Genomic DNA, 12,359 nt, shown 5'->3' with positions numbered 1-12,359 from the left:
GCGTGCTTATTCTCCTGCCGCCTTCCGAAGGCAAACAGCAAGCGTCGACGTCGACGCCCTTCGACGCGCACGCCCTCTCGTTCCCCTCCCTCACCCCGGACCGGCTCGCGGTGCTCGATGCCCTCGCCGAAACGTCGGGCCGAGCGGACGCGCACGAGGTCCTCGGCGTCGGCGAGACGCTCGCTCACGAGGTCGAACGCAACCGGAGGCTGCATGACGAGCCGGCCGGGCCCGCGCACACGATCTACACGGGCGTGCTGTACGAGGCGCTCGGCTACGCCACGCTGCCCGCGCCCGCGCAGCGGCTCGCCGACGAGTCGATCCTGGTCGTCAGCGCGCTGTGGGGCGCGGTCGGGTTCGCCGACGTCATCCCGGCCTACCGCCTCTCGATGTCCGTCAAGCTGCCCGCCCCGGCGGATGCTCCGCTCGGCCGCCTCGCCACGTGGTGGAAGCCGCGGCTTGCCCGCGCTTTGGCCGAGCGCGCCGCCGGCGAACTCGTCGTCGACTGCCGCTCGAGCACGTACGCCGCCGCCTGGGCCCCGCCGGCCGCCGAAACGGTGACGGTGTCCGTCGTCCAGGTCCGCGGCGGCGCCCGGCAAGTCGTCTCGCACTTCGCCAAGCACACGCGCGGCGAGCTGATCCGGCACCTCCTGACCCGCCCGGGGGCCCAGCCGGGCACGCCGGACGAGCTCCTCGCCGTCGCCCGCGAGAAGTGGGAGGCTGAGCTGACGGCGGGCACCGCCCGCAAGCCGCACCAGCTGACCATCGTCCTGCCCGAGGACCACTCCTTCGCCCGCTGAGACCACCGCACCCCGGAAGGCAGCACCATGACCCACTCCCCCGTATCCTCCGCCCTCGCCGCCATCGGCGACTGGCCCGTCGATCACGCCGCCGCCGTCGTCGTCGGGCACGACGGCGCCACCTACGGAACCGCTGGCGACCAGCGGGCCCGCTTCCGGCTGGCTTCCGTCACGAAGCCGCTGGCCGCCTACGCGGTGCTCGTCGCCCTCGAGGAGGGCGCGCTCGAGCTCGAGACGCCCACCGGTCCGGACGGGGCCACCGTGCACGATCTCCTGGCCCACACAGCCGGCTATGACTTCGGCGAGCGGACAGTCCGCGCCGCGCCGCGCACGCGGCGCATCTACTCCAACGCGGGGTTCGAGGTGCTCGGCGAAACGCTCGAGGAGGCCACGAAGATCCCCTTCGGCGAGTACCTCGACGAGGCGGTGCTGGCGCCACTGGGCATGACGGACACGACCCTCAACGGCACCCCGGCCGCAGGCGCCGTGTCCACTGCCGCCGACCTGGCGCGCTTCGCCGCCGAGCTCATGTCGCCCACGCTGCTGGCGCCGGAGTCCCTCCAAGCCGCATCCACGGTGCAGTTCCCGGGTCTGCCCGGCGTGCTGCCCGGCTTCGGGCGCCAGAGCGACAACGCGTGGGGGCTGGGCTTCGAGATCAAGGCTGGCAAGAATCCGCACTGGACCGGCTCGGCGAACTCCGCGCGCACGTTCGGCCACTTCGGCCAGGCCGGGACGTTCCTCTGGGTCGATCCCGAACTGCGGGCCGCATGTGTGGCACTGGCCGACCGCGACTTCGGTCCGTGGGCCATCGAGGCATGGCCGCCGCTCTCCGACGCCGTCGTGCGGGCCCTGACAGCCGCCCGCTGACCGCACCCGGGCCCCAGACCCCAGACGACGAGGAGGCCGCCGGAACGTGGTTCCGGCGGCCTCCTCGTCTACGCGGGTGCTAGCGCCACATTCCGCGGGTGTCGATGACGGTCTTGCCCTCGAGGGTGGACCGGTCGATCGTCTTGAACTGGGCGTGGTCCACGAGCAGCAGGACGATGTCCGCCTCCTCGATCGCGTCGCCGGTGGCGACCAGCTCCGCGTTGGCCAGACCGGAGAGCTGCTTGGGCATCTCGTCGATGTGCGGCTCGACGACGAGGAACTTGGCCTCGCCGAACTCCGCGCCCAGGCGCTGGGCAATCGAGATGGCCGGGGACTCGCGCAGATCGTCGATGTTGGCCTTGAACGCGAGGCCGAGCACGGCCACCTTCGCAGTGCCGTCGACGTCCGCGACAGCCTTCTCGACCTGCTCGATCACCCAGTCCGGCTTGGCGTCGTTGGTGACGCGGGCCTGACGGATGAGCTTGGCCTCCTCCGGCGCGCTGGAGACGATGAACCACGGGTCCACCGCGATGCAGTGCCCGCCGACGCCCGGACCCGGCTGCAGGATGTTCACGCGCGGGTGGTGGTTCGCGAGCTCGATGAGCTCCCACACGTTGATGCCCAACTTGTCCGAGATGATCGAGAGCTCGTTGGCGAACGCGATGTTCACGTCGCGGAAGGAGTTCTCAACCAGCTTGGCCATCTCCGCGGTCGTGGCGTCCGTGAGCAGGATCTCGCCCTCGCAGAACTTCTGGTACAGGTCGCGGGCGGCCTCAGCCGCGGCGGTCGTGATGCCGCCGACGATGCGGTCGTTGGTGACGAGTTCCACCATCACGCGACCCGGCAGGACGCGCTCCGGGCAGTGCGCGACGCGCAGGTTCTCGATCGAGAGGTCCGGGCGCAGGCCGAGGATGTGGTCAGCAAGGTGCTGAGTCGCCCCGGGAGGGGACGTCGACTCGAGGATGATCAGCTCGTCGCCGACCAGCTGCGGCGCGATGGCGGAGCCCGCGGCCTCGATGTAGGAAAGGTCGGCCGTCTTGTCGTCGTTGAACGGCGTCGGCACGGCGACGATGTAGGCGTCGGCCTTGGGAGTCTCGAGCGACGCCTTGAGCGTGCCCTCGGAGACGGCCCGGGACACGTGACCGCCCAGGTCCGGCTCGACGAAGGGAACCTCGCCCCGGCTCACCGCCTCGACGGTCTTCGGGTTGACGTCGACGCCGACGACGTCGACCCCGTTCGTTGCCAGAATCGCTGCGGTGGGCAGGCCGATATAGCCCAACCCGATAACCGCGACGCTCTTGATTTCCGCCATTGAGGCTTCCTCACCTGTTGTCTGTCTTGCTGTCGTTTGATCAAAGCGAACCCGGCAGGAGCGAAATGGCTCACCACGCGGCGCCACCGACGGGCGGGCGAAACCGAGTGCGCAAAGAATCGAAATGGCGCGCCTTCCACCACTCCGCGGACAAAATCCTAACATCACGCCCCGCGCGACACCGGATCGGTCCGGGTCGGCGGCACCGTCGTCGTACAGATCACGAATCCTTAATAAACACGCGGTGAACAGGACCGCCCGCTCACCAATGAATGCACCCGGGCGTTGATAGAGTTGCCCCAACACACGGAAGAATGACCAACTCACCAGACTTCAAGAGGAACAGCGCCACTATGCGACCAGTGATCATGCCCATCTATGGCACCCGCCCGGAAGCCATCAAGATGGCCCCGATCGTCAAGGCCCTCGAGGCCTCCGATCTGTTCGACAGCAAGGTCGTCGTCACCGGACAGCACCGCGAGATGCTGGACCAGGTCAACGAGATCTTCGAGATCGAGCCCGACATGGATCTGAACATCATGCGTCCGAACCAGAGCCTCAACGGCGTCATGACGCGCACCATCGACGGGCTGGACGCGATCTTCCGCGAGGAGAAGCCGGCCGCCGTGATCGTCCAGGGCGACACGACGACGTCAACCGCAGGGGCCATCGCCGCCTTCTACCACGGCATCCCGGTCGTCCACGCCGAAGCCGGCCTGCGCAGCTTCAACATCCTCTCCCCGTTCCCCGAGGAGGCGAACCGGAAGATGACGTCGCAGATCACGAGCCTGCACCTGGCCCCGACGTCCGTGAGCAAGCAGAACCTCCTGACGGAGAACACCAACGGCGACGACATCGTCGTCACGGGCAACACGGTCATCGATGCCCTGCTGACCACGGTCGACAAGCAGCTCCCATTCTCGGATCCGCAGCTCGAGGAACTTGCCGCGTCCGGGCGCCGCGTTCTGCTCGTCACGACGCACCGCCGCGAGAACCAGGGCGGCGCCATGGAGGGTGTCGGCCGCGCGCTGGCCCGCATCGCCAAGGCGGAGCCGGATGTGACCATCGTCCTGCCGGCCCACAAGAACCCGGTGGTCCGCGAGGCGGTCCTGCCCGCGCTCGAGGGACTCGAGAACATCATCGTCACGGAGCCGCTGGCCTACGGCGAGTTCACCCGGATGCTCTCGATCTCCAACATCGTCCTCACCGACTCGGGCGGCGTCCAGGAGGAGGCCCCGAGCCTTGGCAAGCCCGTCCTGGTCATGCGCGAGAACACTGAGCGCCCCGAGGCCGTCAGCGCCGGTACCGTGGTCCTGATCGGCACAGACGAGGAGCGGATCTACAACGAGGTCGCCGCGCTGCTGCACGACGAGGAGCACTACGCCGCGATGGCCAACGCCGTGAACCCGTACGGCGACGGTCGCGCCGCCGAGCGCACCGTGGCCGCCATCGCCCAGCTCCTGGGTGTCGGCGAACGCATCGACGAGTTCGACCAGTAGACGATTAAAGACAAACCCTGGGCCTTGTGCAAACATGCACAAGGCCCAGGGTTTGTTTGTTCTGGGCGGGCGCGGGCCCGTGAGAAAATGTCAGCAGCTGGTACGACGCAAGGAGGTCGAAAGTGCTCGGCGCCTACACCCCCGACGGACGCCCCCAGGACGTCCGGCGCGTCGCCGTGCTCTCCCTGCACACCTCGCCCCTGGCCCAACCGGGCGGCGGCGACGCCGGCGGCATGAACGTCTACGTCAGCCAGCTCTGCCGACACCTCGCGCTCTTCGGGGTCGAGGTCGACGTCTTCACCCGCGTGCCCGAGAACGAGCCGGCCCACGCCGTCGAACTCGCCCCCGGCGTCACGGTCCATCACCTCCCGGCCGGGCCGCCGGAAGCGACCAAGAACGACCTGGCCGCTTTCGTTCCGCAGCTCACCCGTGCCATCGCCCGGCACTATCACGACGCCGCCGCTCCCGACGCGGTCCACAGTCACTACTGGGTCTCCGGCCTCGCTGGACTCGCGTTACGCGCGGAGTGGTCGGTGCCGCTCGTGCACACGATGCACACGCTCGCCCGGGTCAAGCTGCGTGAGGATCCGCAAGCCGCCGAGCCACCGGCCCGTCTGGACGCCGAGGACCGCCTCGCCGCCGAAGCCGACGTCCTCACCGCGAACACTCCGACCGAATGCCAGGAGCTGCGCGACCTCTACGGGGCGTCGCCGGACAAGATCGCCGTGGTGCCGCCGGGAGTGGAGCGCACGATCTTCCGCGCCGACGGCCCGGACCGGTGGCTCGAGGCCGACGACGGGCGCGCGGCACCGGGACGGCCGCTGCGCATCCTCTTCGCGGGGCGCATTCAACGGCTCAAGGGCCCGCACATCCTGCTGGAGGCACTCCAGCGCGTGCGCGAGATCGACCCGCTGGGCCGCTACGAGGCCGTGTTGATCGGCCAGCACTCCGGCCCGGACGAGCTGGACCTCGAGCGGCTCCTGCCCTCGACCTCGGGCCCGGTCACCGCCCGCCTACTCGAGCCCATGCCGCCGGCGGAGCTGGCCTCGTGGTTCCGGGGTGCCGACGTCGTGGCCGTGCCCTCCTACAGCGAATCGTTCGGACTCGTCGCCGCCGAGGCGCAGGCCTGCGGGACGCCCGTCCTGGCGAACCTCGTCGGCGGGCTCCGGCACATCGTGCACGATGGCGTGACCGGGCGTCACGTCGTCGGGCAGACACCCGAGGCCTGGGCAGAGGCCCTGGCGACGCTCGGCGACCACCGCGATGCGCTCGCGCAGTGGGGGCGCCAGGCCGCCGTGCACGCGGACCGGTTCGACTGGAACCAGGCCGCGCGCACGGTGCTCTCGCTCTACCGCTCACATGCGGTGGCGGACCTTGCCCTGCTCGGCTTCACACCCTGCCACCACTAGTTCAACGCGGGGCGACGTGCCCGGCGAAGTGCTCGCGCGTGCCGGCACGGTTCCATCCCGCGAACCGCACGTCCCCGTAAGGGTCGGCCGCTTCGTCCTCGGCGAGGGCGAAGTTCACGGTCCCGGGCAGGAACACGGGCGCCGCGAACTCGATGGACCACTCGTAGCCGCCCCGGCTCGGCGCCGCGGCCGCCAGCGACCGCCCGGCCAGATACATGCCGTGGGCGATGTGCCGCTTCAGGCCGAGGGCCCTGGCCGACAAGCTCGTCAGGTGGATCGGGTTCCAGTCCCCCAGCACGGCCGCGTATTCGCGGCCGGTATCGGCACCCAGCCGCCACTGGCCCGTGCGGGTCGGCGCCTCGAACTCGACGCGCTCGGGGCGCTCCGGTCGCGTTCGCCCAGGCAGGTCCACCCCCTTGGCGAGGTAGGTGGAGACCCCCCGCCAGAGGACCTCGCCGTGCGAAGAGACCTCGGCGACGACGTCGACCTGCGTCCCTGCGTAGTGCTCGCGCAGGCCCTCGGCCCAGGCGCGCACGGCGAGTTCCTCATCGGGGCGGATGCGCCTGAGGTGCTCGACTCGGTTGGACAGGTGCACCAGACCCATGAGTGGCAGCGGGAAGTCGGAGGCCACCATGACACTCATGGCGACCGGGAACGCGAGCCCGTGCACGAAGACCGAGGGCAGGTCATCGCGCACGGTGTCGCCCATGAGCCGCTGGTAGCGGGTCAGGCGCCCGGTGTCGACGTTCAGGCGGCGGACCCGGTGTTCGACGGCGGGCAGCTGCCACGGGTCGTCACCCCCGGATCGGCGGCCGCCGAGCAGGCCGGCCAGCCCGCCTGCCGCGGTCTTCTTCACCGCTGCCGCGTAGATTCCGCCAAGTGCGGGGGCCTCCCCCAGCTCGACGCGACGGCGTTCACTCGTCCCGGCCATCCGCCTCACCGTCCGATCAGGGACTGGCCGCAGACGCGCAGCGTCTCGCCGTTGATCCCAGCGGCGGCGTCGGAGGCCAGGAACGCGATCGCCTCGGCGACGTCCACGGGCAGCCCACCCTGCATGAGCGAGGGCATCAGCATGCGCCCGACCGCGCGGGTCGCCATCGGCACCTTGGCGGTCATCTCGGTCTCGATGAACCCCGGGGCGACCGCGTTGATCCCGCCGTCGACGCCGGCGAACGCCTCGGCGGAGGCCCGCACCATGCCCATCACTCCCCCCTTGGAGGCCGCGTAGTTGGTCTGCCCGCGGTTGCCGGCGATGCCGCTCGTGGAGGCGAGCGCGACGACGCGCAGGCCCGGCAGCCCGGCGGCGAGGAACGCCTGATTCATCCGCAGCTGCGACTCGGTGTTCACCGCGATCACGGACTTCCACCGCCCCTCGTCCATATTCGCGAGCAGCTTGTCGCGAGTGATCCCGGCATTGTGCACGACGATGTCGAGGCCGCCGTGGCGCTGAGTCGCGTGCTCGATGATGAGGTGCCCGGCGTCGGCCCGCGTCACGTCGAGCTGCAGGGCCGTCCCGCGCACCTCGTTCGCGACCTTCGCCAGCGCACCGCCCGCTGCGGGCACGTCGACCGCGACGACTTTGGCACCGTCGCGGGCGAGCGTCTTGGCAATCGCCGCGCCGATCCCGCGCGCGGCACCGGTGACGACCGCGACCTTGCCGGCCAGCGGCTTCTCCCAGTCCCCCGGGAGCGTGCCGCGCGTGCCGGAGACCTCGATGAACTGGCCGTCGACGTAGGCGCTGCGCCCGGACAGGAGGAAGCGCAGGCCTGCCTGCGCCGAGGCCGCGTTCATGTCGATGCCCTCGGCGAGCAGCAGCCCGTTGGCCGTGGCCCCGCCCCGCAGTTCACGGCCGAGCGATCGCACCAGCCCGTCGACGCCCTGCCGCGCGGCCGCCTGCTCCGGGTCCAGCCCGTCGCGCACGGGCCGCGAGATGGAGACCACGCGCCCGCCGGGCAGCAGCGACTTCACGGCGGGTCCGAGGTTCAGGGCGACGTCGGCGAGGTCGCCCGGGCGGGCCACGTCGTCGTACGCGACGACGACGGCACCCACCTTGCGCCCCGGCGCCAGGTGCCGCAGGACGTCCAGCCCCCACCCGAGGAGCAGATCGGCGGCCGGCTGCGCCGACGCCCCGTCACCGAGCACGAGGACGGGCCCCGGCACGAGCGGCTCCCCGGCCGCGTAGCGGCGCAGCATCGCCGGGCGTGGCAGCCCGAGCTGCTTCGCGATGTTCTTGGTCACGCCCGTGTTGACGAGCTTCTGGTACTGGTTCGACATTTAGCGCGCCTCCAGGATCGCGACGACGCCCTGCCCGCCGGCCGCGCACACGGAGACCAGGCCGCGGCCCGAGCCCTTCTCATGCAGCAGCTTCGCGAGCGTGGCGACGATCCGCCCGCCCGTGGCGGCGAACGGGTGCCCGGCCGCGAGCGACGAGCCGGCGACGTTGAGCCGCGAGCGGTCGATCGACCCGAGCGGGGCGTCGAGGCCGAGCTTGTTCCGGCAGAAGTCCTCGTCCTCCCAGGCAGCGAGAGTGGAGAGCACGGTACCGGCGAAAGCCTCGTGAATCTCGTAGAAGTCGAAGTCCTGCAGCGAAAGGCCCTGGCGGGCGAGCAGCCGCGGGACGGCGTAGGCCGGCGCCATGAGCAGACCCTCCTTGCCGCGGACGAAGTCGACGGAGGCGGCCTCGTAATCCACGAAGTTCGCGAGCATCGGCAGGTCGTTGGCGCGGGCGAATTCCTCGGAGCCGAGGAGGACAGCCGAGGCGCCGTCGGTCAGCGGCGTCGAGTTGCCAGCGGTCATGGTGGCCTTGTCCCCGAGGTCGCGACCGAAGGCCGGCTTGAGGCTGCCGAGCTTCTCGAGCGTCGTGGACGGGCGCAGATTGGTGTCGCGGCCGACGCCGCGGTATTCGGTGATGAGGTCGTCGAAGAAGTTGCGCTCATAGGCAGCGGCGAGGTTGTGGTGGCTCTTCAGAGCCAGCTCGTCCTGGGCCTCGCGGGAGATGCCCCACGCGACAGTGGTCAGCGCTTGGTGCTCGCCCATCGACAGCCCCGTGCGCGGCTCGCCGGTCCCCGGGGCGTTCGGCGCGAGGTCCTTCGGGCGGAACTTCGTCAGGGCGGAGAGCCGCTGCTTCGGCGTGCGCGCCCGCGCGAGCTCGAGCAGGACGCGGCGCAGGCCCTCGCTGACGGCGATGGGGGCGTCCGACGTCGTGTCGACGCCGCCGCCGATCGCCGATTCGAGCTGGCCGAGCTTGATCTTGTTGGCGAGGGAGCCGATGGCCTCCATTCCGGTCGCGCACGCCATCTGGACGTCGTACGCGGGCGTCGCCGGGTCGAGGGCCGTGCCGAGCACGGACTCGCGCACGAGGTTGAAATCGCGGGAGTGCTTAAGCACCGCGCCGGCGGCGACCGCGCCGATCCGCTGGCCCTGCAGGCCGAAGCGCGCCACGAGGCCGTCGAGCGCGGCCGTAAGCATGTCCTGGTTCGAGGCGTCGGCGTAGGGGCCGTTCGAGCGCGCGAACGGGATGCGGTTGCCACCGATGACGACGGCGGGGCGGACGCCCGCCGGGGTCTTGCTCGACGCAGCGGCTTTCGACGTGGAAGTGGCCATGGTTCCTCCTGGAATCGGTCCTCGGCGCGGATCGAATGTGTGCTCCGCACCACTGTGACCGAGCTTACCTGATACGCTCGGTATCGTGAACTCGGAGAACGATCGGGGCGTCGCCCCGGAACAGGACGGCCGGGCTTCCCGCTGGGAGGCCCACCGCGAAGCCCGCCGGCTCGACCTGCTGCGCATCGCCCGCAAGGCAATCCACCGGCTCGGCCCCAACGCCTCGATGGAGGACATCGCCGCCGAGGCCGGGACCAGCAAGTCGGTCTTCTACCGGTACTTCGGCGACAAGTCGGGGCTGCGCCGTGCCGTCGGCAGCATCGTGGTCGAACACATGCGCAGCACGGTCTTGGAGGCCGGGAAGACGGCCGCCACCGAGGAGGAGGGCCTGCACGGGATGGTCGCGGCGTACCTGGCCATGGCCGAGCGCTCCCCCAACGTCTACTTCTTCGTCACCTCCCTCGCCCACGACCCGCTCGCCGCCGAGGCCCGCGGCGAGGAAGAGGACGAGGAACCGCTGGACACGTTCTTCCGCGACATCACCACCTTGATGGGCGAGTCCCTCGCGCACTATCTGGACCGCACGGACCGCACTGCGGGCAGCGAGCAGCACACGCTGCTGTGGCCGCAGGCCTCGATCGGCATGGTCCGCGCCGCCGGCGAGGCCTGGCTGCGCATGCCCGCCTCCGCCGAGAAACCGACCCATGAAGAACTCACCGACACGATCACCGGCTGGCTGGTGCACGGCATCAGCGGCCCCTCACGAAAGGCCAGAACATGAGCCAGGACGTACCCGAGTCGATCACCGAGGACCCGCGCGTCGACGTCGCGGAATTGGGCGAGCAGCTGCTGGGGCGGTGGGCGGACGTCCGGCGCACGGCCCGCGCGCTGGCCGCCGAGCCGCGCACCCAGAAGATCGAGGGCCAATCCATGGCCGAGCACCGCGAACGGGTGCTGGACCAGCTCGGCTACCTCGTCGAGCAGAAGTCCGTGCACCGCGCCTTCCCGAAGCGAATGGGCGGGGAGGAGAACCCGGGCGGGAACATCGCCGGTTTCGAGGAGCTCGTCGTCGCCGACCCGTCGCTGCAGATCAAGGCCGGCGTCCAATGGGGCCTGTTCGGTTCCGCCGTCTTGCACCTGGGCACGAGTGAGCACCACGACGCGTGGCTGCCGGGCATCATGAGCCTGGAGATCCCCGGAGCGTTCGCGATGACGGAGATCGGCCACGGCTCCGACGTCGCCTCGATCGCGACAACCGCCACCTACGACCCGGCCGCGGAGGAATTCGTGGTGCACACCCCATTCCGCGCCGCGTGGAAGGACTACCTGGGCAACGCTGCCCTGCACGGGAAGGCCGCCGTCGTCTTCGCGCAGCTGATCACGGCGGGCGTGAACCACGGGGTGCACGCCTTCTACGTGCCGATCCGCGACGAGAACGGTTTCCTGCCGGGCATCGGCGGCGAAGACGACGGCCTCAAGGGCGGGCTCAACGGCATCGACAACGGCCGGCTGCACTTCGACAACGTGCGCATTCCGCGCACCAACCTGCTCAACCGGTACGGCGACGTCGCCGCCGACGGGACGTACTCCTCCCCGATCGAGAGCCCCGGCCGGCGCTTCTTCACGATGCTCGGGACCCTCGTGCAGGGGCGCGTCTCGCTCGACGGCGCGGCGACGGCCGCCTCGAAGGTCGCCCTGCAGATCGCGGTCGGCTACGCCAACGAGCGCCGCCAGTTCAACGCCTCGAGCGACACGACCGAGGAGGTCCTGCTCGACTACCAGCGCCACCAGCGCCGACTGCTGCCGCGGATCGCGACGACCTACGCGATGAGCTTCGCGCACGAGGAGCTGCTGGAGAAATTCCACGAGGTCTTCAGCCAGGACGCGACCGACGACGCGCGGCAGGACCTCGAGACCCTCGCCGCCGCACTGAAGCCGCTGTCCACGTGGAACGCGCTGGACATCTTGCAGGAGTGCCGCGAGGCGTGCGGCGGCGCCGGATTCATCGTCAAGAACCGCTTCACCTCACTGCGGGCCGACCTCGACATCTACGTCACCTTCGAGGGTGACAACAACGTGCTGCTGCAGCTGGTTGCCAAGCGCCTGCTGGCCGACTACGCGGAGGAGTTCCGCAAGCTCGACGCCGGCGCCCTGACGCGCTATGTTGCGCGGCGGGCCGAGGGCGTCGCCCTGAACCAGTCGGGTCTGCGCCAGCTGGCGCAGACCTGGACGGATGCAGGCAGCGAGAAGCGCAGCGCGAACTTCCTCAAGGACCCCGGAACGCAGCGGAATCTGCTCGCCGAGCGTGTGCGGACGATGGTCGCCGAGGTCGCCGAGGACCTCAAGGGTGCCGGGAAGCTCCCGCAGGCCCGTGCCGCGGCGGTCTTTAACGAGCGCCAGGAGCAGATCATCTCCGCCGCGCGGGCGCACGCCGAGCTGCTGCAGTGGGAGGCTTTCACGCGCCAGGTCGAGCTGGTCGAGGACCCGGGCACGCGCTCGGTCCTGACGTGGCTGCGCGACCTCTTCGGGTTGTGCCTGATCGAGCGGGACCTGGGATGGTTCCAGATGTCGGGGCTGCTCTCGAGCCAGCGCGCCCGCACGCTCGGACCCTACATCAACCGCCTGCTGGCCCGGCTGCGTCCCCATGCACAGGACCTGGTCGACGCGTTCGGCTATACGCAGGAGCACCTGCGGGCCGAGATCGTCACCGGCATCGAGGCCGAGCGCCAGGAGGAGGCAATGGCGTACTTCCGCACCCTGCGCGCCTCCGCCGACGCCCCGATCGACGAGAAGATCATCCTCGCCCGCAAGCGCGCGGCCGAGAAGTCGGCCAAGAAGGCCCGCGCCGGAAAGTAAGGCTGACGATACG

10 protein-coding genes are annotated in these 12,359 nt (G+C 70.3%); 6 read left to right on the top strand and 4 right to left on the bottom strand.

What is annotated here, in order from left to right; all coding sequences use genetic code 11:
• Positions 1–2: 2 nt before the first annotated feature.
• Positions 3–800, top strand: coding sequence for a YaaA family protein (locus EV380_RS04175; protein WP_130449552.1), 798 nt, complete (start codon positions 3–5; stop codon positions 798–800).
• Positions 801–827: 27 nt separating this feature from the next.
• Complete coding sequence (locus EV380_RS04170; RefSeq protein ID WP_130449550.1) at positions 828–1,667, top strand: serine hydrolase domain-containing protein; 840 nt, start codon at positions 828–830, stop codon at positions 1,665–1,667.
• A 79-nt stretch (positions 1,668–1,746) separates the two neighbouring features.
• On the opposite strand, the gene wecC is transcribed toward EV380_RS04170, so the two are convergent.
• Positions 1,747–2,979 (bottom strand): UDP-N-acetyl-D-mannosamine dehydrogenase, encoded by a 1,233-nt coding sequence (gene wecC / locus EV380_RS04165; RefSeq protein ID WP_102160943.1) that lies wholly within the window; start codon positions 2,977–2,979, stop codon positions 1,747–1,749.
• 353 nt (positions 2,980–3,332) lie between these two features.
• On the opposite strand from wecC, the gene wecB reads away from it, so the two are divergent.
• Both wecB and EV380_RS04155 read left to right on the top strand, forming a co-directional pair.
• Positions 3,333–4,478, top strand: a complete 1,146-nt coding sequence (wecB, locus tag EV380_RS04160; protein ID WP_102160945.1) for a non-hydrolyzing UDP-N-acetylglucosamine 2-epimerase — start codon at positions 3,333–3,335, stop codon at positions 4,476–4,478.
• Between the two features lie 122 nt (positions 4,479–4,600).
• The gene (locus EV380_RS04155) at positions 4,601–5,887 is read left to right on the top strand and encodes a glycosyltransferase (RefSeq protein WP_102160947.1); all 1,287 of its coding nucleotides are present in this window, start codon (positions 4,601–4,603) and stop codon (positions 5,885–5,887) included.
• Between the two features lies 1 nt (position 5,888).
• On the opposite strand, the gene EV380_RS04150 is transcribed toward EV380_RS04155, so the two are convergent.
• Genes EV380_RS04150 through EV380_RS04140 form a run of 3 tightly spaced genes read right to left on the bottom strand, consistent with a single transcriptional unit; the run spans position 5,889 to position 9,490 of the window.
• Positions 5,889–6,818, bottom strand: a complete 930-nt coding sequence (locus tag EV380_RS04150; protein WP_130449548.1) for a MaoC family dehydratase — start codon at positions 6,816–6,818, stop codon at positions 5,889–5,891.
• A gap of 5 nt (positions 6,819–6,823) precedes the next feature.
• Positions 6,824–8,161, bottom strand: a complete 1,338-nt coding sequence (locus tag EV380_RS04145; RefSeq protein ID WP_130449546.1) for a 3-oxoacyl-ACP reductase — start codon at positions 8,159–8,161, stop codon at positions 6,824–6,826.
• Complete coding sequence (locus EV380_RS04140; protein WP_102160953.1) at positions 8,162–9,490, bottom strand: acetyl-CoA C-acetyltransferase; 1,329 nt, start codon at positions 9,488–9,490, stop codon at positions 8,162–8,164.
• A gap of 85 nt (positions 9,491–9,575) precedes the next feature.
• Here EV380_RS04140 and EV380_RS04135 point away from each other — a divergent pair, with 85 nt between their 5' ends.
• Positions 9,576–10,271 (top strand): TetR/AcrR family transcriptional regulator, encoded by a 696-nt coding sequence (locus tag EV380_RS04135; protein ID WP_102160955.1) that lies wholly within the window; start codon positions 9,576–9,578, stop codon positions 10,269–10,271.
• Complete coding sequence (locus EV380_RS04130) at positions 10,268–12,346, top strand: acyl-CoA dehydrogenase family protein (RefSeq protein WP_130449544.1); 2,079 nt, start codon at positions 10,268–10,270, stop codon at positions 12,344–12,346. The genes EV380_RS04135 and EV380_RS04130 overlap by 4 nt, the downstream gene beginning before the upstream one ends.
• Positions 12,347–12,359 lie beyond the last annotated feature (13 nt).

The sequence above is a fragment of the Zhihengliuella halotolerans genome, from assembly GCF_004217565.1.
GTDB lineage: Bacteria > Actinomycetota > Actinomycetes > Actinomycetales > Micrococcaceae > Zhihengliuella > Zhihengliuella halotolerans.
This window is presented reverse-complemented; position numbering and strand designations above follow the sequence as displayed.